The sequence below is a fragment of the Paenibacillus glacialis genome (assembly GCF_001637205.1).
Lineage (GTDB): Bacteria > Bacillota > Bacilli > Paenibacillales > Paenibacillaceae > Paenibacillus_AQ > Paenibacillus_AQ glacialis.
This window is the reverse complement of sequence record NZ_LVJH01000018.1, coordinates 26,970-47,777: the sequence shown is the minus strand read 5'-3', so window position 1 is coordinate 47,777 and position 20,808 is coordinate 26,970. Positions and strand designations below refer to the sequence as shown.

Below are 20,808 nucleotides of genomic sequence, written 5' to 3'. Positions count from 1 at the left end.
CATATGAATGAGTTAGATAGTATTGCCACACCAAGACGAACGAAGGATATCATCAGACGACATGGTTTCTCTTTTAAGAAGAGTCTAGGTCAGAATTTTCTAATTGATCAGAATATTCTTAATAAAATTGTGGAAGCAGCAGAATTGGATTCCACCAAAGGGGCATTAGAAATTGGTCCTGGTATTGGTGCACTGACGGAGAAATTGGCACAGACAGCCGGTAAGGTGACGGCAGTTGAAATTGACAGACGCCTTATACCGATATTGGAAGAAGTGCTGGAGCCCTATGAACATGTTCAGGTGGAACAAGCCGATGTACTTGAAGTAGACCTGCCAGCGTTGTTTGAGAACAATTTTAAAGATGTTTCTAAAGTTAGCGTAGTAGCTAATCTGCCATACTACGTTACGACTCCTATTCTGATGAAACTTCTAGAGGGAAAGCTGCCTCTTGAGCATATTGTTGTCATGATTCAAAAGGAAGTTGCCGAGCGTATGGCTGCTTCACCGGGGAGTAAGGATTACGGTAGTCTTAGTATTGCTGTTCAATATTATAGTGAGCCGAAGTTGATCTGTATTGTGCCGAACACGGTATTTATCCCTCAACCTAATGTGGATTCTGCTGTTATTCGCCTAACGGTTCGTGAGAAACCGCCAGTCGATGCATTGGATGAAGTGCATTTCTTTGACGTGGTACATTCCTCATTCGCTCAACGGCGCAAGACTATTTCCAATAACCTTAAGAGTCGCTTTTCACCTCCTGAAGGACGGGAGCGAATTGATGCCTTATTAGTACAGGCAGGGATACAGCCTTCAAGACGCGGAGAAACACTAAGTCTACAGGAATTCGCTACCCTTAGTAATGTGCTGTTAGAAGCGGGTATTGTGTAGATCGAAAGCGATAAATATACCAAAACACGAACCAATAGGGGTCACTGCCCATAACATGGAGTAGGGGTGATGTTCTGATGGAATTGGGTGATTTGGTCGTCCGCCAATCGTATGGCGGTGATATTGCGTTTCGTATTGAAGAAATACAACAGGATTCTGCGATCCTTAAGGGGACTGATTTCCGATTGTTGGCGGATTCCCCCCTTAGGGACTTATTGAAGGTACCTTCCTCACCGGTGAGTGAAAAGACCCAGAAGGCACAAGTGAAAGCGAGTGAATCACTTTCGTCTCTTCAACGTCATCGGGAAGAACAATCTGCCCGAAATCAAGCTCAAACGGGTGGAGAGTGGGGTGGAACGAAGGAGCCTGCCTTTTTCGAAGTGCCTGGTAAAGTACTGCATCTCGACGGAGATCCGAATTATCTGAAGAAGAGTCTTCAGGCCTATGAACAACTTCGGGTGCCAGCGGAGGGTCATTACGTAAGGGAATCAGGCATGGCAGATGCGCTCTATCGACTCTTGCCAAAGGTCCAGCCAGATATCCTGGTCATTACAGGCCACGATGGCGTGTTGAAGTACAGAAGGAACCACGATCTTTATAGCTTGAATAGCTACAAAAACTCTCAAAACTTTGTAAATGCGATCCAGGTGGCTCGTCAGTATGAACGTAACTTGGATGCGTTGACCATTGTTGCAGGAGCCTGTCAGTCTCACTTTGAGGCGTTACTTCAATCAGGGGCTAATTTCGCAAGTTCGCCCGCTAGGATTCTAATTCATGCGCTGGATCCAGTATACGTGGCCGCTAAAGCCTCATTCACCTCGATCAGGGAATTCGTCAATATGAATGAAGTGTTAAGGAATACGATCAGTGGTACCGAAGGCGTAGGTGGGATTGAGTCACGTGGGAGCTACCGTATGGGTCTTCCTCGTCTTTACGATTTATCTACACTTAATGTGACGCCAGCAGCGATTTAGTCATGACGTCCAAATGGTGAATCCCAGATGGAAATAAATGACGTAAACTCTTGAACACAAAGGATACAGTAGTTGTCAAAAAAAGAAATAAACCCCGAATTTGCTCCTTGAATTTGGGGTTTATTTGTTGAATTTAGGGATTTATTGAAATGGTTTGTAGGCTCAGAAAAAATTCGTTGACAAGATAATTTTAGTGCTGATATAATTAATGTTTTGATTTGACAACCACTCAAAAATTTGTTATAATGGACAAGGAAAGAGGTGGTCGTTAGACATGGCTAAAAATGCACTGTTAGAAATCAAGCACAGTCTCGATGCTCATGTAGGTCAAAAAATTATGTTACGTGCCAACGGCGGTCGCCGAAAGACTGTGGAGCGAACTGGTGTTTTGGAAGAAACGTACCCTTCTGTTTTTATTGTGAAACTAGACGAAGAACAACAGACTTTTAAACGTGTTTCATACAGTTACGCAGATATCCTTACTGCTTCGGTGGAAGTTACGATTTGCGAGAACAATGGTGAAATGCAGCTTGAGTATATCAAAGCATAAATCTTAACTATAAAGATGGACAGTCCTTTTTGGAGGGCTGTCTTTTTGTATATTCTTTTTTGAAATATAAGACAGTATAAGTTTCACTTGATAGAATGAACTAAAGTTTACGCTCCTCCTATTCAATCATTTCTAAAGAAATTCATAAATAGGGGATATCGTCTTTAGTTCAATCTATATTGATACTCTATTCCTTATATTTCCGTTAAAACGGGTGCTGTCCTTGAAAAAGGACGGCAGAGCCGTTTCTACTTGGGCGATTAAATTAGTGAACTACTTTGTGAATGAGATTGAACGTACTGCGTCATACTAACAGTGACATTTATCTTCATTCATCAAGGAGGGGGACTGTAAATGAGCCGTAAAAGACGTAGCGTAATGTCCGAGGAACTCAAGTATGAACTTGCGAAGGATTTAGGATTCTATGACACCGTCCAGAACGAAGGATGGGGAGGCATTAGAGCTAAGGATGCAGGGAATATGGTCAAAAGAGCGATTGAACTTGCGGAGAAGGCAGCTGCCAGAAACCCAGATTAATGAGTAGATGAAAGCGAATGCTGTCCTTAAAAGGGCGGTCTTCGCTTTTTTTATTATTTAATTCATTTGCATCTTGGATAAATAAGGGTATGATCATCATAATCTTAAATGACTTGAATGAGACAGTTTGGTATAATGTGTGAAGTTATAATGAGCGAAAAGTTAAGGGTGGGTGAACGCCTTGAAAATTTATGAAAAAGCACCAGCCAAAATCAACTTAATGCTGGATGTATTACATAAGCGTCCTGATGGTTTCCATGAGGTTGAAATGGTAATGACAATGGTCGATTTGGCTGACCGATTAGAAATGGTGGAGTTACCAAGAGATACGATCATAATTTCAAGCCAAGCGGGTTATATTCCGCTCGATGAGAAGAATCTGGCTTTCCAAGCTGCAAGATTAATTAAGGATCGGTATGACGTCAAGAAGGGCGTTCATATTCATCTGGACAAAAAAATCCCTGTCGCTGCGGGTCTGGCCGGCGGTAGTAGTGATGCAGCTGCTACACTAAGAGGCCTGAATCGTCTTTGGGGGCTTCATATACCAATCAAAGAGTTACAACAATTAGGGGCAGAGCTTGGCTCTGACGTGCCTTTCTGTGTGACTGGTGGGACAGCTCTTGCTACAGGAAGAGGAGAACTGTTAACGCCTATCGAGAATCCTCCACAATGCTGGGTTGTATTAGCTAAACCGCCCATTAATGTGTCAACAGCAGATGTGTATACGCGACTCAAGAGTAATCAGATCACGAAGCATCCTTCTGCATCCAATATGATTGCTGCAATACAATCAGGGAACTTCCATGAGGTCTGCGGGCAACTTGGCAATGTACTTGAAGATGTCACACTGAAGTTGCACCCAGAAGTTCAACATTTAAAAGAAACGATGATGAAGTTGGGTGCGGATGGAACGCTAATGTCGGGTAGTGGTCCAACGGTGTTCGGTTTGGTATCGAAAGAATCCAAAGTGCCTAGGATTTATAATGGTCTGCGGGGATTCTGTCGTGAGGTTTATGCTGTACGTCTATTGACTTAGGGTGATAGACACTTGTAAAAAGACGTATAATGATGATATATTTTAGATAAAATATTCGGATTTAGCGAGGAGTATTTCGTGAAAAAATTAAAACGTAGCGCGCGTTTAGTGGAGTTAACGCAATATTTACTAAACAGACCACATACATTGATCCCTCTTACGACATTTGCAGACCGCTATGGAGCTGCAAAATCGTCCATTAGTGAAGATCTGGCCATCATTAAAGAAGTGTTTGAAGATGAAGGTATGGGAGATCTTCAAACATTTGCAGGAGCAACGGGTGGCGTAAGGTTTATTCCTAAGATGAATAAGAAGCAAGCTCTACTCTTTGCACAGGATTTGTGCGCACAATTGGAACAAAGAGATCGGATTTTACCAGGTGGATATTTATATATGTCCGATTTACTAGGTGAGCCATCACTCATGAACGAAGCGGGTAAAATATTCGCTACAGCTTTCGCAGAAAAAGAGATCGATTGTGTGATGACTGTGGAAACTAAAGGAATTCCTTTAGCTTATGCTACAGGTGCACAACTTAATCTACCCGTTGTCCTCGTTCGCCGAGATCACCAGGTGACGGAAGGATCAGCGGTAAGTATTAATTACGTCTCCGGCTCCAACAAGAGCATTCATACGATGTCCCTGTCTCGTCGAGCATTGAAAGAAAAGTCTAAAGTACTTATCGTGGATGATTTCATGAAAGCGGGAGGCACGATTCAAGGCATGGTCGATTTACTAGATGAATTTAATGCAGAAGTAGCTGGCGTCGGTGTATTGGTGGAATCAGGAGCTGTAGAGACGGAAGAACGATTGCTCCATGATTATGTCTCCCTTGCAAAATTGACAGCCGTTGATTTCAAGAGTAAACAGATTCTTGTGAGTCCGGGTAATTATTTCGAATCATAGATTGCTCCCTGGTCTCGAAATACTTGTCGATTTTAATGCGTGATATAGGGTGATTTACAACGAATAAGCAAGAAGATTGTCGAATAATATTTTAATTTAATAAATTCCTGTTTTTAGGATATTTTATTGAAGTAAAAAAAAGGATTTCCGTGTGTTGTGTGGAATTATACACCAAGTCTCTGATGGAAAAAGGTGGTGAACACACACATGCAAATTACGGATGTCAGACTTCGTCGGGTTAATTCTGAAGGAAGAATGAAAGCAATCGCATCCATTACCATTGATAACGAATTTGTTGTTCATGACATTCGGGTTATTGATGGAAACAACGGAATGTTTGTTGCTATGCCTAGCAAACGAACTCCTGATGGAGAATTTCGCGACATTGCCCACCCAATCTCTTCCGGTACTCGGGAGAAGATTCAGTCTGCTGTATTAGCAGAGTACGAAAGTGCAGCTAATGAAGAAGAAGTGATTGAAGAAGGCGCTTAAGTTGCCCTAATAGTGTTTAAAGAAGAGGGAGCCATCACATGGCTCTCTTTTCTTTTTTCGTAGAATAAGATATATTCAGTAGTGAGCAAGTGGAAACGGCTGAATCGTCCTATTTCAAGGACAGCATTCGTTTTAGCGGAAATATAAGGAATAGAGTATCAATATAGATTGAACTAAAGACGATATCCCCTATTCATGAATTTCTTTAGAAATGATTGAATAGGAGGAGCGTAAACTTTAGTTCATTCTATCAAGTGAAACTTATACTGTCTTATATTTTTAATGAGCAGGAGGTTAGATCCCTTGAAAAGAATGGCTATAGTTCTTGCCGCAGGTCAGGGCAAGCGGATGAAATCCAAATTATACAAAGTACTTCATCCTGTATGTGGGAAACCCATGGTAGGGCATGTACTTGACACCGTTAAACAAGTCAACAGTGAACGAGTGATTGTGATCGTTGGACATGGTGCGGAAGCCGTACAATCTTATCTAGGGGATGCCGCAGAATATGTGCTTCAACCGCAACAGCTAGGAACTGGGCATGCCGTTACGCAGGCTGCACCGTTACTTAGGAATGAGGCAGGCTCTACGATTGTCATCTGTGGAGATACTCCCCTAGTTACACCAGAGACGCTAGAAGGGCTCATGCAGTTGCATGAGAGCAACAAAGCTGCTGCAACCGTCTTAACTGCCCAAATGGATAATCCAAAAGGTTATGGACGTGTTATTCGCGGAGAAGATGGTAGCGTACTACGGATTGTGGAACAAAAGGATTGTACTCCACAAGAAGACGCCGTAGGCGAGATTAATACAGGTACGTATTGTTTTGACAATCTCAAATTGTTCGAAGCACTTGAGAAGGTGACGAACCATAATGCCCAAGGAGAATACTATTTGACAGATGTGATTGGTATCCTTGTGAAGGCAAACGAAACGGTGCTAGGGTATATTACAAATGATAGTGCCGAATCTATTGGTGTAAATGATCGTCTAGCACTTTCTGAAGCCGAACAATTTATGAGAGAGAGAATTGCGAAGCGCCACATGTTGAATGGTGTAACGATTATTGATCCATCTTCAACAGTCATTGGTGCTGATGTTACCATTGGTTCCGATACGATTCTGTTTCCAGGAACTATCATTAAAGGATATACTGTTATAGGTGAAGAATGTGTCATAGGACCTAATAGTGACATTGATTCATCGACTATCGCAAATAACGCAATCATTAAACATTCAGTTGTCGATCATGCTGAAGTAGGGTCGCGTACAGCAGTTGGACCTTTCGCGTATTTACGTCCAGGTTCTAAGCTTGGAGAAGACGTCAAGATTGGCGACTTCGTAGAAGTGAAGAATTCAGTCATTGATAATGGCTCGAAAGTGTCGCATTTGAGCTATATTGGAGATGCTACCGTCGGGAAAAATGTCAATGTCGGTTGCGGTGCGATAACTGTTAACTACGATGGGTATAATAAGTTTGTGACAGAGATTGAAGATGACGCCTTTATTGGTAGTAATGTCAATCTCATCGCTCCGGTTAAAGTAGGAAAAGGTGCATTTATTGTAGCGGGTTCAACGATAACACACTCCGTTGGTGAGAATGATATGGCCATCGCGAGACAACAACAGGTGAATAAACCTGGATATGCAGATAAAATTCGTAATCAGGCCAAAGCAAAGAAGAATAAAGACTAATAACCCTACTTGATGATAAATTTAACCGTTTATGTGAATGAATCAGTAGGTAATAACAGACATGAATTCAATGAATCCGCACGGAGGGTTTTTATTTTATGACTTATTGTGATTCCAAATTAAAATTATTCACTTGTAACTCTAATCCAAAGCTTGCGAATCAAATTGCTGACTATATCGGCATTCCTATGGGTGATTCCCATACGACGAGCTTTAGTGATGGCGAAATTCAAGTTAAATTGTCCGAAAGTGTTCGGGGCTGTCATGTCTATATCGTACAGTCCACTTGTGGTCCGGTTAACGATAATCTGATGGAGTTATTGGTGATGGTTGACGCATTGAAACGCGCTTCTGCGAAAAGTATCAATGTGGTTATTCCCTATTACGGATATGCTCGTCAAGATCGTAAAGCGCGTTCGCGTGATCCTATCACTGCCAAACTCGTAGCTAATCTGATTGAAAAAGCCGGTGCGCATCGCTTAATAACGATGGACTTACATGCCATGCAGATTCAAGGATTTTTTGATATCCCTGTAGATCATATGTTGGGTGTTCCAATTATAGCCCAATACTTTCGTTCTATGCAGATTGAGAATCCTGTCGTGGTCTCTCCAGATCATGGTGGCGTAGTCCGCGCAAGAAAACTTGCTGATTTCCTCAATGCACCGCTTGCTATTATTGATAAGCGTCGTCCTGAGCCTAATGTTAGTGAAGTCATGAACATTATTGGTCATATTGAAGGTAAAACAGCCATATTGATTGATGATATCATTGATACCGCAGGTACCATTGTATTAGGTGCAAATGCACTGATGGAAGGTGGAGCGAAAGAAGTCTATGCATGCTGTACACACCCTGTATTATCGGGACCAGCTATGGAACGACTTGAGAACTCCCCACTGAAGGAAGTTATCGTAACAGATACGATTCCAATTACACACCCTAATCCGAGCAATAAGATTAAGGTTCTTTCAGTAGCTCCGTTGATGGGTGAAGCCATTATTCGTGTTCACGAAGAATTATCGATTAGTAAACTCTTCGAGATTGAGTAAGAATGTAGAACTTAAATAAAGGGTTATATCGCCTCGCTTTAGAGGAGATATAACCCTTATCGTGCATTCTATAATATCTTAGTATTTCAAAAACGTTTGATTACGGTATCAAATAACGTCTGATGGAGGATATATATAGCAATGAAATGGATTGTAGGGCTTGGGAACCCGGGTTCCGCTTATGACAAGACACGCCATAACGTAGGATTCATGACGCTAGATGCCTTCGCGGCACGCCATGGCATTGTCTTTGGACCTAGTAGATGTAAAGCACATATAGGAGAAGGCAACATCGGTGGGACCAAGGTTACGCTCATTAAGCCGTTGACCTATATGAATCTTTCAGGTGAATCTGTACACGCATTTATGAGTTATTATAAAGCTAATCTGGAAGATCTTATCGTTGTCTACGATGACTTGGATACGGAAGTGGGTAAAATTCGTCTTCGATATCAAGGCAGTGCAGGGGGACACAATGGGATCAAGTCCATTATACAGCACACAGGTACACAGGCATTTAACCGAATTCGTATGGGAATATCGCGTCCAGTTCCTGGACTTGCGATCGTAGATTATGTGTTATCTTCTTTTGCCAAGAAAGAGAAAGAATATCTATTACAGATGATAGATAATAGCTGTGATGCCATTGAATACAGTCTTGACCATTCGTTCGAACAAACGATGGCGAAGTATAATGGCTAAGATACCCAAGTAGAAACGGCTAAGCCGTCCTTTTTCGGCACCCGTTTCAGCGGAAATATAAGGAATAGAGTATCAATATAGATTGAACTAAAGACGATACCCTCTATTCATGAATTTCTTTAGAAATGATTGAATAGGGGGAGCGCAAACTTTAGTTCATTCTATCAAGTGAAACTTATATTTTCTTATATTTGATGGATTGTCAAGCCCTGTCGCACTTGGCTTGATAATCCATCATTTTAAAAAAGACTTGCAGGGCTAAATCGGATGGAGTCAGGGCATACTGAGGGTATAAATGACCCTCAGGAGGCATAAAATGGCTATAAAATACATCTGCCGACACTGTAGCACGGTACTAGGAACGATTGATTCGAGCGTGATAACCGAGGCACAACTAGGCTTTCATTCCTTGACCCCTGCAGAACGTCGAGATATAATAGCGTATGATTTGAGCGGGGAAGTGACGGTTAGAGTCACTTGTGAATATTGTAATGAAGCGTTAGCATATCATCCCGAATTGAGCTTGATATCTAATCCACTTCAGTAATAAAAGTGAAGCCTAAGACTAATCTTTGTTCGTCTTTACGATGGGTTCACCGTCGTTACATGGCCTTGGCAGTTTGCTGAGGCTTCTTTTGACGATAGATAATATATGTTGTATACGTGAGGCATGGTTAAAGAAATGAAGTCAAATCTATCATTTACTAGTAAGTATAAGAGAGGTGCCACTTTTGCTACAAGCACTTATAGAAGCTTTTTCTAAGGACCCTGATTTAAAATCGATTGCATCTGGAATATCTGTTGGTATGAAGGAACAGCTCATTTCGGGATTATCTGGATCGGCAAGGCAGATCATGATGGCTTCACTGCACGAAGAAGTCAAGCGCCCGTTGCTAATTGTGACCCATAATATGTTCTCTGCTCAGAAAATGGCAGAAGATTTGCAGGAAGCGCTTTCTCCAGACCAAGTATTGCTCTATTCCGCTAATGAGTTAGTGGCTGCTGAATCAGCTGTTTCTAGTCCCGAAACGCTCGCACAACGTATTGATGTATTAATGAAATGCGCTCAAGGATTTAGGGGGATAGTTGTAGCCCCTGTTGCCGGAGTTCGGAGACTTCTTCCTGCTCCAGAAGTTATGGCTAATGCACAGATATCAATCCAGTATGGAGGCACAATACAACTGGATTCTTTTCTCATGCGCATGATTGAAATGGGATACGAACGCGTTGAACGGGTAGAAGGTAAAGGCGAGATGAGTATACGTGGTGGGATTATTGACTTTTATCCAATGACGTCCTTACTCGCCTATCGTGTTGAATTGTTTGATGATGAAGTGGATTCCATCCGTACGTTTGATCCAGCGGATCAGCGGTCTATTGATAAGGTCAACAAAGTCGTGATTACCCCATGTAAGGAAATCATTGCTGATCATACAAGGCTAGAGAGAGCAGCAGATGGAGTAGGGGTTCTATTGCGAGCTCAGCTTGATAAAATGACAGATCGCCAAGCTAAACTTCGACTTCAAGAGGAAATGCAGAAAGAAATGGAAATGCTGCAAGAACACGTGTATTTCCCTGAAATTTATAAATACATTTCTTTACTATATCCAGAAAAGTGTCACTTGTATGATTATCTTCCGGAAGATACGATTCTGATTCTTGATGAACCAACAAGATTAGTTGAAACAGCAAAACAGCTTGAACGTGATGAGTCTGAGTGGAATCTACATCTATTACAGAATGGCAAAACACTGCCACAAATGCCTTTGTCAATTGATAATGATGAAGTCTTATATGAGCGTCGATTCCAGACGTTATTTCTCTCTATCTTTTTGCGTCAAGTCCCTCATACCCAGCCTCAAAACATACTAAATATTACTAGCCGGAGCATGCAGGATTTCCATGGTCAGATGAATGTTCTTAAATCTGAAATGGAACGTTGGCACAAATCCGGTGTTCGCGTCATGATGTTAGCCAGCAATGAAGAACGTATGGAGCGCATGAGACGTGTGTTGTTGGATTATGGTATTGATGAGCCGATCATGCTTCAGGGGAACTTGCAGACTGGATTCGAGTTACCTTCGATTCATTTGGCTGTCATTACAGAGGGCGAAATGTTCTCGCAGAAGCAGCGTAAGGTTCGTAAGCTTACTAAGAACATCGATAACGCAGAACGCATCAAAAGTTATACCGAACTTAAAGTCGGCGATTATGTCGTACATGCAAACCACGGAATAGGTAAATATGTGGGAATCGGTACGTTAGATATAAATGGTATCCATAAGGATTATTTACATATTCTTTATGCCGGTGGAGACAAATTATCCGTCCCTATTGAGCAAATTGACCTTATTCAGAAATATGTAGGTTCTGAGGATAAAGAGCCGAAGATTTATAAGCTTGGTGGTAACGATTGGGTACGTGTTAAGAACAAAGTTCGTTCTACGGTACAGGATATCGCGGATGATCTAATCAAACTGTATGCCGAACGTCAATTGACAACAGGTTATGGATTTGAGAAGGATTCTGCTGAGCAGCAAGAATTTGAAGAGATGTTCCCATACGATGAGACTCGGGATCAGATCAGAGCGATCGAAGAGATCAAGAAGGATATGGAGCAGGGTCGTCCGATGGATCGCCTACTCTGCGGAGATGTTGGTTATGGCAAGACAGAAGTGGCTATTCGTGCTGCCTTCAAGTCTGCTATAGAGGGTAAGCAGGTAGCGGTATTGGTTCCAACAACAATATTAGCTCAACAGCACTTTGAGACGTTTAGAGAGCGATTCTCAGGATATCCAATTAACATCAAGGTACTAAGTCGTTTCCGTTCCCGTAAAGAACAGAATGAATCCATTAAAGGGATTCGAGCTGGAACAGTAGATATTATTATTGGTACGCATCGACTATTATCACAGGATCTCGTATTCAAAGATTTGGGTCTTCTGATTGTGGATGAGGAACAACGATTTGGTGTGACTCACAAAGAGAAGCTGAAGAAATTGAAGACGAATGTAGATGTACTTACGTTGACAGCGACGCCAATTCCACGCACACTCCACATGTCTATGTTAGGTGTTCGGGATTTGTCGGTTATTGAGACGCCTCCGGAGAATCGATTCCCCGTACAGACTTATGTTGTGGAACACAGCCATACGCTTGTAAGAGAAGCTGTGGAACGGGAACTTGCTCGCGGTGGGCAAGTGTATTACTTATACAATCGCGTGCAAGGGATTGAAGAGATTGCGAGTCAGATTACTGCACTTGTACCCGACGCTAGAGTGGGTATAGGGCATGGACAAATGAATGAGTCAGAACTAGAGAAGACTATTCTTGATTTCTTAGATGGTGAGTATGACGTGTTAGTGAGCACTAGCATTATTGAGACGGGTGTAGATATCCCTAATGTGAATACGTTAATTGTACATGACGCCGATAAAATGGGGTTGTCCCAGCTTTATCAGCTACGAGGTCGTGTAGGTCGATCCAATCGGATTGCCTATGCCTATTTCACCTACCAGAAAGACAAGGTGTTAACAGAAGTTGCAGAGAAACGTCTTCAGTCGATCAAAGAATTCACAGAACTTGGATCTGGGTTCAAAATCGCAATGCGAGATCTTTCTATTCGTGGTGCAGGGAACCTGCTTGGAGCGGAGCAACATGGATTTATTGCATCCGTTGGGTTCGATCTGTATTCGCAAATGCTTGCTGAAGAAATTCAGAAACGTAAGGTCACGGTATTGGGCGAAGAGCTTCCACCGCAGAAGGTGTGGAATACACTCATCGATATCTCTATAGATGCATATTTGCCATCTGATTATATTTACGATAGTATTCAAAAGATTGAAATTTACAAAAAAGTAGCCGCGACTACTTCGTTTGAAGAGGTAGCCGAGATCGAAGATGAGCTAATGGATCGCTTCGGGGAATTACCTGAGGCCGTAGTGAATCTGCTTGCCGTAGCAAGAATGAAAGTATACGGTAAAATGTACGGAATTGAGTCGATTGTGAAGCGTGGAGATGACGTCACACTTAAATTTTATGCGGGTCAAGAAAAGGCAGTTGACCCTGCCAAGTTGGCCTCCATTGGAAATTCGTTTCAAAGACGTGTACAATTTGAACAAGAGCTTGTCATGACCATACGCGTGAAGGGCAAGGGACTTGAGGAAAAGCAGCTGTTGGATCTTCTGGAACAATTTCTTGAAGCCATCCGAGAGCCGTTCAAATCGAAAGGGGAACTTCAGGATGTTGTCAAATAAGAAATCATGGAAATTAGTATCTATTACGCTAGTGGCGGTATTAGCGCTATCGTTGTTATCTGCATGTGGTAAGAGCAGTGAAAATGTTGTTGCAACCTATAAGGGTGGAGAACTTACACTCGATGAATACAATATTGAGAAAAAAGTGCTTATCTTTTTATCACCACAGTATGCGCAACTAGCAGAAATGGAAGATTTCAAAACATATCTTGTAAACCAACAAGTAGCTTTTGAGTATTTGAGCGATAAAGCAACCAAGGAAGCTAAGGAAGCAGGCAAGAAATTAGCTGTTGATCAATTAGATCAAATGAAGGAGCAGGTTGGCGAGGATGCGTTTAAAAAGATGTTGGATGAACAAGAACTGAAGGAAACCGATTTGAAAGGTTACTTGGAGCAAGTCATGATCTCGATGCAGGATATGACTGATAAGGTAACAGATGAAGAAGTGAAGAAACAATATGAAGCTACGAAACAGGATTTCACGATCGCGTCAGTTAGACATGTTCTGATCTCATTAACGGATGCTAATCAGAAGGCACGTACCAAGGAAGAGGCTCTGAAACTTGCTAAAGACGTAAAATCTAAGTTGGATAAGGGCGAAGATTTCGCGACTATAGCGAAGAAGTATTCCGACGATAAAGGTTCTGCGGAGAACGGCGGTTTGTATGAGAATACACCTGCAGGTACATGGGTAGAAGCTTTCAAGCAAAGCGCAGTGACACTTCCACTGAATACCATCAGTGATCCTGTTGAAACCGATTATGGATATCATATTTTGAAGGTGGAGTCACGCACAGAGACACCTTTTGATAAATTAACACAAGTACAAAAGGATGCGATTAAGAACACAGTGGGTTCGAAAAAAATCGACGACTTTATGAGTAAGGACTTGAAGGATATCATTAAAAAGGTGAACTTGCCGAAATCTCCAGAGGCTAAGACAGACGAAAAAACTCCGACTCCTGAAACAGGAACAGATACAAAAACAGATACAAAAACAGATGCTAAGACAGATGAAACAAAGACAGAAGCTACAACGCCTTAATGCAATGACCCAACTGTGATTTGGACAAGCATGGTACGGGGTAAGTGAAATTGCGATTTAGAACAAAAAACGGTAACTGGTTATAATCAATCGGTATAACTATTATGTGTATTGTATGTATAAGGAAGTGGATAGAGTTAAATACTATGGTCAGATATCACACTTATAACTGATCTGGGGGCTCTCCATTTCCCTTTTGAAACAGTAGTTGAAAAATCTTCTTTAGAAAGTGGGGCAACATGTGAAATGAAAGCTACTGGAATTGTACGCCGTATTGATGACTTAGGCAGAGTTGTTATCCCGAAAGAAATTAGACGAACATTGCGAATCCGCGAAGGAGATCCGCTTGAAATCTTTGTAGACCGTGATGGTGAAGTGATATTGAAGAAATACTCGCCAATCGGAGAGCTTGGTGATTTCGCGAAAGAATATGCTGAATCATTATTTGAAGGAACAGGACATATCACAATAATCTCGGATAGAGATACCTTCATCACTGTAGCTGGAGGCTCCAAAAAGGAGTATCTAGATAAACAAGTAGGGATCCTTGTTGAGAATTGTATGGATAGTCGTAAATCGTTGCTGGAAACAAACAGTGGAAGTTATGAACTCAGTAAAGACCACCAGGAGACACTTTCATCTTATGTCATAGCACCGATTATTTCGGGTGGAGATCCTATTGGGTCCGTCATCCTTATGAATAAAGATGAGTCAGTGAAAATGGGCCAGATGGAAATGAAGATGGCTGAGACAGCAGCTTCATTCCTAGGCAAACAAATGGAACAATAAGAAATTCAAGACAACATTCCCGTTATTCTTTCGTTCCTTTACTCGGAACAAAAGAAGCGGGAGTTTTTTTGTGACACTGATCGCGGTTATAATAGATATAGATTGTACTAAAGTTTGCGCTCACCAGTTCAATCTTTTCTAAAGAAGATCATGAATATGTGATTTCGTCTTTAGTTCAATCTATAGAGTAATTCATCTCAATTTTAATATCCGCGAAAAGTAGGGACGTAAATCATGAAGGTAGATAACGTGAGCGTAGCTTCAAAAATGCTACATGGGGCATTTATATTAACCCTAGCCACCGTCCTTTCGAAGCTTATTGGCACATTGCAGAAGATCCCTCTGCAAAATATGGGCGGGGATATCGTGTTTGGCATTTATAATACCGTTTATCCATTCTACTTACTGGTAATTACGCTAGCTATAGCAGGTTTTCCTATTGCCATCTCTAAGTTTGTAGCAGAGAACGGCGCTGCAGGTAACGACAAAGAGAATAGACGGATATTACGGATATCCTCTTTGTTTATCGGATTATTGGGTATCGTGCTTGGTCTTTGTACCTATGTAGGTGCACCTCTGATCGCAAGCTGGATTGACAATGACCATGTGGTCTCAGCCATCCGCTATGTCTCGATCGCATTTTTGTTTATACCAGTGATGTCTTTGCTACGGGGATTCTTTCAAGGACATCAGAATATGGTTCCTACGGCTGTCTCACAGATTGTAGAGCAGAGTGTTCGCGTAACCGTGATGATTTTGCTTCTGCTCTATTTAACCTCAAGACAGGCCGGACCAGAGGATATTGCTGCTGGTGCGCTCTTTGGTTCTGCTGCCGGCGGTGCTGCCGGATTACTAGTGATGCTGTTATATTGGCGTAGGTATCGCACAAACGTAAATAGGGAAGTGGGATTAAAAGATGCGTCCACAAGATGTGAGATAGCTACAGCATCAGAGGCAATAGCTACAATCGACAGAGTGGGCGTCTGCGTTTCGCAGGAGAGTTCTTGGATGCTTCTAAGAAAAATAGTGGTGTATGCTATTCCTATTTGTCTTGCTTCATTGGCTCTTCCATTAATGAATTTGGTCGACACCTTTACGGTTCCTAGGTTACTCAAGGTAGGTGGAATTGGGGATTCGGGAGCGATGATCCAGTTCGGGATATATAACCGCGGCATGCCACTCGTCCAACTTATAACGATGTTGGCGACATCGTTATCTGTGTTGTTCATTCCGGCGTTAGCTGAGGCAAGATTTAAGCGAGATAATTTATTGATACAGAATCAATGTCGCTTATCACTTCGCTGGTTTTGGTTGATGGGCCTTGCGGCATCTATAGGCTTATGTGTCTTGGCTGAACCGATCAATGTGATGTTGTATCAGGATGCTACAGGCACAGATACGATCCGCTGGATTGCCTTTACGGCTGCGTTCAGCTCGATCGGCTTGATTTCAGCCGCGCTACTGCAAGGCATTGGCATCGTGAAGGCACCGGCTGTGAACTTGCTCGTCGGCGCTTTAGCGAAGACGCTGCTCAACTTATGGCTGGTGCCCAAGTTTGGTATCACTGGCGCGGCCATCGCTTTCGTGGCCGCGCAATTGTTGGCGGCAGCGCTGAATGTAGCGCTGCTCGTCCGCAGCACCGGCCTGCGCCTTCGCGCCGGTGCCCTTCTAGCTAAGCCGGCGCTCATTCTCGCCGGCCTGGCTAGTGCCGCAGCCGGCGCCCAGTGGGCGGCTGCGGCTGTGCTCTCTGCGCTCGGGATGCGCGCAGGGCGGATGGTTGCTGTAGTAGAGAGCCTTTGCGGCGTAACCGCAGGGGCTATCGCGTTTGTCATCCTAGTGGCGCTGACGAAGCTGATCCGTGAGGAGGAGCTTCGGATGTTACCTAAGGTTGGAAGTGGACTTGCGAAGTTACTCCAAAAGCTACGCGTGCTACGGTAGGCATTGTAAGCTACAATAGTCCATATGGTGTGGGTATCATATCCCTTCGTCATGATGGCGAATAAAGAGTGGAGGTAGGCGTATGAGCTCAACATTAACGGTCGTAGGTCTTGGATCGGGAAATCCCGACCAGCTCACGGTAGGTATTGTGAAGACATTACAAAAGGCTACAAGTATATACGTTAGAACGAAAGAACATCCGGTCATGCCCGCGATTGATGAATGGAACTTATCCATTGAGTCATTTGATGCGATATATGAGACGCATGGTTCTTTTCCAGAGGTATATAATACGATTGCTAATCAATTAATGGATAAGGCTCGCTCTGGTGAGGTGGGCACAGAGATTGTATATGCTGTACCAGGTCATCCTATGGTAGCAGAGTCAACGGTCCAGTTACTTCGAGAACGTTGTCCAGAAGAAGGCATTACATTACATGTGCTTGGCGGAGAGAGTTTTCTAGATGAAGCCTTCACAAGGCTTGGCTTTGATCCGATTGAAGGCTTTCAACTATTGGATGCTGCGGGACTGAATAGTACGCTAATACAACCGCAGTTACATACTCTAATCGGACAAGTCTATGATGTGTACACCGCTTCAGAGGTGAAGTTAAGTCTGATGGAACTTTATCCAGATGATTATACGGTTATCGTAGGTCATGCTTTGGGGGTAGAGGGACAAGAAAGCATTCAACGCGTACCTTTATATGAGTTGGATCGTGTAGAGGGATATGGCAATCTATCCTTAGTGTATGTGCCTAGAAGTGATGAAGATCATCTGCGGCAACGGACATTTGCACGATTGCATGAAATTGTCGGTATCCTTCGTAGTCCGGATGGATGTCCTTGGGATCGAGAACAAACTCATGCTTCGTTACGTAAAAATCTCATTGAAGAGACATACGAAGTGATAGAGACCATCGATGAGGATGACCCAGAGCATATGCAGGAGGAATTAGGGGATCTGATGCTACAAATCCTGCTCCACTCTCAAATGGAGGAGGAGAATGGTTCCTTCAACGTGTATGACGTCATTCAAGGCCTTAATGACAAGTTGATCTTCCGTCACCCTCATGTATTTGGAGACATCATTGCGAAGGATGCGGAGGCTGCTCTGCAAAACTGGGATCAGATGAAGGTGGAGGAGAAACGTCTTAAAGGGCTAAGCGCTGAGAAGACATCTGTATTAGATGGTGTTCCACGCGATTTGCCAGCTCTGATGAAGGCCTACAAGTTGCAGAAAAAGGCTGCTAAAGTGGGTTTTGATTGGGATGATATTGAGGGCGTATTTTCCAAGATAGAAGAAGAATTGCTTGAGTTGCGTGAAGCTGTTGAACAAGAACAGAGTCACGAGGAACAAGTGTTAGAGCTCGGTGATTTATTGTTTGCTGTCTCTAACATAGCTCGCTTTATTCATGCTGATCCTGAAGAAGCGCTATCGAAGACGAATCACAAATTCGTTTCGCGGTTTCACTTTATTGAGGAGTATTTACGGTCTCAGGGACGATCTATTTCGGATAGTACATTAGAAGAAATGGAAGAAATATGGACTCTGGCCAAAACACAAATCGTCAAGAAATAGCAAAATTCGAACAATAAATTAAAAATTACATCGGAAAAGCAGGACTTTGCATGTAAATCAAGAATATCCATATAGTACAATTCCGGTGTGATGACGGTTTTGTAAAACCGAAGTCCCATACCGCAGGTATAACAGCTTATTTATATATTAGGAGGAACTAATGATGAACAAGACAGACCTTATTAACAACATTTCTGAAAAAAGTGGATTGACTAAGAAAGACGTTGAATCCGTATTGAATGGTTTTCTAGGCGAAGTAACGGATGCATTGGCAGGCGGAGATAAAGTACAATTAATCGGTTTCGGAACATTTGAAACTCGCAAACGTGCAGGACGTACAGGTCGCAATCCACAAACAGGAAACACGATCGAAATTCCTGAATCTACAGTTCCAGCTTTCAAAGCGGGTAACAAACTTAAAGAAGCTGTAAAATAGTTATGAGAATTGATAAATTCCTTAAAGTATCAAGGTTAATCAAGCGGCGTACCGTAGCGAAGGATATTTCGGATCAAGGTCGGGTACTTATCAACGGTCGAGAGTCTAAACCTAGCAGCGCGGTGAAAGTGGGCGATGAAATTACCGTTCAATTTGGCCAGAAGCTGGTTACGGTTCGGGTTGAGAGACTTGCTGAAAGCACCCGTAAGGAAGAGGCCACAAGCCTTTACACCTTGGTCAAGGAAGAGCCTATTGCTAGAGAGACAGGTTTTTAAATAGCAATGGGTGAAAGATTTATCATGGAGCGTCCTCTTCAAATGAAGAGGACGCTCTTTCTTTGAAATATAAGAAAGTATAAGGTTCACTTGATAGAATGAACTAAAGTTTACGCTCCTCCTATTCAATCATTTCTAAAGAAATTCATGAATAGGGGATATCGTCTTTAGTTCAATCTATATTGATACTCTATTCCTGATATTCCCGCGTGAAACGGGTGCCGTCCTTGGAGAAGGACATGGCAGCCGTTTCTACTTGCGTTATTTTGAGAGAAGAGATTATATTTGTCGGGCCCCCGAAGTTCTAATGGATCAACACCTGCCATAAGCTATCTGTAGAAGGAGGGGTACATGCTATGATTGAGCAAGGAAAAACGAAGGCACATGATTTTCATATGCAAAACCGCAGACAGATTCATATGACAGGCGTTATCAATGTGGAAAGCTTCGACAGTGAGGAGTTTCTGTTACAAACAGAACTCGGACATTTGACCATTAAAGGTCAGAATTTACATATTAAAAACCTCAGTTTGGAGGAGGGTCTCCTCTCCATCGATGGGCTAGTGCATTCCCTTGTATATTTGGATCCCGGATCCCACCATAGTAAAAATAAAGGAATGTTGGGCAAACTATTCAAATGAGTCCCTACGTTCAGTGGATTACGCTGTTCTGGATGTTATTCTCAGGGGCAGCTATGGGACTGGCTTTTGACAGCTACCGGGTGCTGTCCAATCGGTTCCACTTTCCCAAATGGACAATCCATTTGCTCGATTTGATGTACTGGTGTGGAATGGCCATATTTATATTTAGAATGCTTTATATTAGCAATCAGGGACAGTTGCGGTTTTATGCATTTGTAGGGTTGTTTATAGGTGTGTGGGGCTATTTTTTAATCTTAAGTGTTACAACACAACGATTTGTGGTAATGTTAATAAAGGTAGTACAATATTTGTTATATTTGCTGAAGCGGTTATTCATAGTCATCATTTGGTGGCCGATTAGAACTCTATATCGGTTAGTAGCGAGTCTGTTAGGCATCATTTGGACACTGATCATGTTCATTCTTCGCATTGTGTTACGATGCTTACATCCTTTTTGGAGACTACTGAAATGGATGCTTCATCCGTTAATATTAAAGCTTAGAATACCAGAGCTGATCAAGAAGGTTAAGCAGATTTGTGTGAATTTGTGGAATCGATGGGTTTAAGGAGGTTTCATTCATGGGCAAGTATGCCTCGCAGACATCAGTTAATCAAGGTTCAACTAAATATGCAGGCGGGCGCAGACGATTGTCTTTATGGATGTGCTTTATGGTTCTTTTTATGAGTTGGGCAGGATATACTCTATTTAATCAGAACTCACAAATCGCAGATACGAACGCTGAATTGGTTAAGAAACAAGCAGCTAAGGCGGCATCGGACGAAGCTGTGTTACAACTGAAACATGAAGTTAACCGATTACAGGATCCCGAATATATCGGGCAATTGGCACGTAAGGATTACGGTCTATATAGACCGGAAGAAATTCCAATTCGTCCGGACGTCTCAAGCCCGTAATATAGGCGCGGGTGCAGGTCATTCGTTTGTTGACCTTACTTTGCGCATTATGTATAATCAAATCACCACAGCCAAGATTTATAAATCTTGCTGTATATT

21 protein-coding genes are annotated in these 20,808 nt (G+C 42.5%); all 21 read left to right on the top strand.

Annotated features, from left to right (window positions below):
• Window positions 1–3: 3 nt before the first annotated feature.
• The 21 genes from rsmA to PGLA_RS11355 all read left to right on the top strand — a co-directional run bounded on the left by rsmA (window position 4) and on the right by PGLA_RS11355 (window position 20,709).
• A complete protein-coding gene (gene rsmA, locus PGLA_RS11455; RefSeq protein ID WP_068532694.1) occupies window positions 4–888 on the top strand; it encodes a 16S rRNA (adenine(1518)-N(6)/adenine(1519)-N(6))-dimethyltransferase RsmA in 885 nt (294 codons plus the stop codon).
• A 77-nt stretch (window positions 889–965) separates the two neighbouring features.
• A complete protein-coding gene (gene yabG / locus PGLA_RS11450; RefSeq protein WP_068532692.1) occupies window positions 966–1,862 on the top strand; it encodes a sporulation peptidase YabG in 897 nt (298 codons plus the stop codon).
• 274 nt (window positions 1,863–2,136) lie between these two features.
• The gene (gene veg, locus PGLA_RS11445; protein WP_068532690.1) at window positions 2,137–2,412 is read left to right on the top strand and encodes a biofilm formation stimulator Veg; all 276 of its coding nucleotides are present in this window, start codon (window positions 2,137–2,139) and stop codon (window positions 2,410–2,412) included.
• A gap of 354 nt (window positions 2,413–2,766) precedes the next feature.
• Window positions 2,767–2,949, top strand: coding sequence for a small, acid-soluble spore protein, alpha/beta type (locus tag PGLA_RS11440; RefSeq protein WP_068532688.1), 183 nt, complete (start codon window positions 2,767–2,769; stop codon window positions 2,947–2,949).
• Window positions 2,950–3,130: 181 nt separating this feature from the next.
• Window positions 3,131–3,985: a 4-(cytidine 5'-diphospho)-2-C-methyl-D-erythritol kinase gene (ispE, locus tag PGLA_RS11435; RefSeq protein WP_068532686.1), complete on the top strand. Its 855-nt coding sequence runs from the start codon at window positions 3,131–3,133 to the stop codon at window positions 3,983–3,985.
• A 78-nt stretch (window positions 3,986–4,063) separates the two neighbouring features.
• Window positions 4,064–4,891 (top strand): pur operon repressor, encoded by an 828-nt coding sequence (gene purR, locus PGLA_RS11430; protein ID WP_068532685.1) that lies wholly within the window; start codon window positions 4,064–4,066, stop codon window positions 4,889–4,891.
• A 207-nt stretch (window positions 4,892–5,098) separates the two neighbouring features.
• Window positions 5,099–5,383 (top strand): septation regulator SpoVG, encoded by a 285-nt coding sequence (gene spoVG / locus PGLA_RS11425; RefSeq protein WP_068532683.1) that lies wholly within the window; start codon window positions 5,099–5,101, stop codon window positions 5,381–5,383.
• 312 nt (window positions 5,384–5,695) lie between these two features.
• Window positions 5,696–7,078: a bifunctional UDP-N-acetylglucosamine diphosphorylase/glucosamine-1-phosphate N-acetyltransferase GlmU gene (gene glmU / locus PGLA_RS11420; protein ID WP_425415374.1), complete on the top strand. Its 1,383-nt coding sequence runs from the start codon at window positions 5,696–5,698 to the stop codon at window positions 7,076–7,078.
• A 98-nt stretch (window positions 7,079–7,176) separates the two neighbouring features.
• Window positions 7,177–8,130, top strand: a complete 954-nt coding sequence (locus PGLA_RS11415) for a ribose-phosphate diphosphokinase (RefSeq protein WP_068532679.1) — start codon at window positions 7,177–7,179, stop codon at window positions 8,128–8,130.
• 141 nt (window positions 8,131–8,271) lie between these two features.
• Window positions 8,272–8,832: an aminoacyl-tRNA hydrolase gene (gene pth, locus PGLA_RS11410; RefSeq protein ID WP_068532678.1), complete on the top strand. Its 561-nt coding sequence runs from the start codon at window positions 8,272–8,274 to the stop codon at window positions 8,830–8,832.
• A gap of 316 nt (window positions 8,833–9,148) precedes the next feature.
• Window positions 9,149–9,379 (top strand): anti-sigma-F factor Fin family protein, encoded by a 231-nt coding sequence (locus tag PGLA_RS11405; RefSeq protein ID WP_068532676.1) that lies wholly within the window; start codon window positions 9,149–9,151, stop codon window positions 9,377–9,379.
• A gap of 184 nt (window positions 9,380–9,563) precedes the next feature.
• On the top strand, window positions 9,564–13,088 hold the full coding sequence (mfd, locus tag PGLA_RS11400) for a transcription-repair coupling factor (protein WP_068532674.1): 3,525 nt from the start codon (window positions 9,564–9,566) through the stop codon (window positions 13,086–13,088).
• Window positions 13,075–14,133, top strand: coding sequence for a peptidylprolyl isomerase (locus PGLA_RS11395; RefSeq protein ID WP_068532672.1), 1,059 nt, complete (start codon window positions 13,075–13,077; stop codon window positions 14,131–14,133). The genes mfd and PGLA_RS11395 overlap by 14 nt, the downstream gene beginning before the upstream one ends.
• A gap of 246 nt (window positions 14,134–14,379) precedes the next feature.
• Window positions 14,380–14,922: a stage V sporulation protein T gene (gene spoVT, locus PGLA_RS11390; RefSeq protein ID WP_068532669.1), complete on the top strand. Its 543-nt coding sequence runs from the start codon at window positions 14,380–14,382 to the stop codon at window positions 14,920–14,922.
• 234 nt (window positions 14,923–15,156) lie between these two features.
• Window positions 15,157–16,860 carry a putative polysaccharide biosynthesis protein gene (locus PGLA_RS11385; protein WP_068532667.1) on the top strand — a complete coding sequence of 568 codons (1,704 nt, stop codon included), beginning with the start codon at window positions 15,157–15,159 and terminating at the stop codon, window positions 16,858–16,860.
• 82 nt (window positions 16,861–16,942) lie between these two features.
• Window positions 16,943–18,442 carry a bifunctional methyltransferase/pyrophosphohydrolase YabN gene (gene yabN / locus PGLA_RS11380; RefSeq protein ID WP_068532665.1) on the top strand — a complete coding sequence of 500 codons (1,500 nt, stop codon included), beginning with the start codon at window positions 16,943–16,945 and terminating at the stop codon, window positions 18,440–18,442.
• Between the two features lie 163 nt (window positions 18,443–18,605).
• Window positions 18,606–18,878 (top strand): HU family DNA-binding protein, encoded by a 273-nt coding sequence (locus PGLA_RS11375; protein ID WP_068532663.1) that lies wholly within the window; start codon window positions 18,606–18,608, stop codon window positions 18,876–18,878.
• A 2-nt stretch (window positions 18,879–18,880) separates the two neighbouring features.
• Window positions 18,881–19,153 carry an RNA-binding S4 domain-containing protein gene (locus PGLA_RS11370; protein WP_068532660.1) on the top strand — a complete coding sequence of 91 codons (273 nt, stop codon included), beginning with the start codon at window positions 18,881–18,883 and terminating at the stop codon, window positions 19,151–19,153.
• A gap of 356 nt (window positions 19,154–19,509) precedes the next feature.
• Window positions 19,510–19,794, top strand: a complete 285-nt coding sequence (gene yabP / locus PGLA_RS11365) for a sporulation protein YabP (protein WP_068532658.1) — start codon at window positions 19,510–19,512, stop codon at window positions 19,792–19,794.
• Window positions 19,791–20,360, top strand: a complete 570-nt coding sequence (gene yabQ / locus PGLA_RS11360) for a spore cortex biosynthesis protein YabQ (protein WP_068532656.1) — start codon at window positions 19,791–19,793, stop codon at window positions 20,358–20,360. The genes yabP and yabQ overlap by 4 nt, the downstream gene beginning before the upstream one ends.
• A 13-nt stretch (window positions 20,361–20,373) precedes the next feature.
• Complete coding sequence (locus PGLA_RS11355; protein WP_068532655.1) at window positions 20,374–20,709, top strand: FtsB family cell division protein; 336 nt, start codon at window positions 20,374–20,376, stop codon at window positions 20,707–20,709.
• Window positions 20,710–20,808: the final 99 nt, after the last annotated feature.

Bases quoted from the DNA above. Each gene is read 5' to 3' on its own strand.
- rsmA (WP_068532694.1), top strand. From the start codon at position 4: ATGAATGAGTTAGATAGTATTGCCACACCAAGACGAACGAAGGATATC.
- yabG (WP_068532692.1), top strand. From the start codon at position 966: ATGGAATTGGGTGATTTGGTCGTCCGCCAATCGTATGGCGGTGATATT.
- veg (WP_068532690.1), top strand. From the start codon at position 2,137: ATGGCTAAAAATGCACTGTTAGAAATCAAGCACAGTCTCGATGCTCAT.
- PGLA_RS11440 (WP_068532688.1), top strand. From the start codon at position 2,767: ATGAGCCGTAAAAGACGTAGCGTAATGTCCGAGGAACTCAAGTATGAA.
- spoVG (WP_068532683.1), top strand. From the start codon at position 5,099: ATGCAAATTACGGATGTCAGACTTCGTCGGGTTAATTCTGAAGGAAGA.
- glmU (WP_425415374.1), top strand. From the start codon at position 5,696: ATGGCTATAGTTCTTGCCGCAGGTCAGGGCAAGCGGATGAAATCCAAA.
- PGLA_RS11415 (WP_068532679.1), top strand. From the start codon at position 7,177: ATGACTTATTGTGATTCCAAATTAAAATTATTCACTTGTAACTCTAAT.
- pth (WP_068532678.1), top strand. From the start codon at position 8,272: ATGAAATGGATTGTAGGGCTTGGGAACCCGGGTTCCGCTTATGACAAG.
- PGLA_RS11405 (WP_068532676.1), top strand. From the start codon at position 9,149: ATGGCTATAAAATACATCTGCCGACACTGTAGCACGGTACTAGGAACG.
- PGLA_RS11395 (WP_068532672.1), top strand. From the start codon at position 13,075: ATGTTGTCAAATAAGAAATCATGGAAATTAGTATCTATTACGCTAGTG.
- spoVT (WP_068532669.1), top strand. From the start codon at position 14,380: ATGAAAGCTACTGGAATTGTACGCCGTATTGATGACTTAGGCAGAGTT.
- PGLA_RS11385 (WP_068532667.1), top strand. From the start codon at position 15,157: ATGAAGGTAGATAACGTGAGCGTAGCTTCAAAAATGCTACATGGGGCA.
- yabN (WP_068532665.1), top strand. From the start codon at position 16,943: ATGAGCTCAACATTAACGGTCGTAGGTCTTGGATCGGGAAATCCCGAC.
- PGLA_RS11375 (WP_068532663.1), top strand. From the start codon at position 18,606: ATGAACAAGACAGACCTTATTAACAACATTTCTGAAAAAAGTGGATTG.
- PGLA_RS11370 (WP_068532660.1), top strand. From the start codon at position 18,881: ATGAGAATTGATAAATTCCTTAAAGTATCAAGGTTAATCAAGCGGCGT.
- yabP (WP_068532658.1), top strand. From the start codon at position 19,510: ATGATTGAGCAAGGAAAAACGAAGGCACATGATTTTCATATGCAAAAC.
- yabQ (WP_068532656.1), top strand. From the start codon at position 19,791: ATGAGTCCCTACGTTCAGTGGATTACGCTGTTCTGGATGTTATTCTCA.
- PGLA_RS11355 (WP_068532655.1), top strand. From the start codon at position 20,374: ATGGGCAAGTATGCCTCGCAGACATCAGTTAATCAAGGTTCAACTAAA.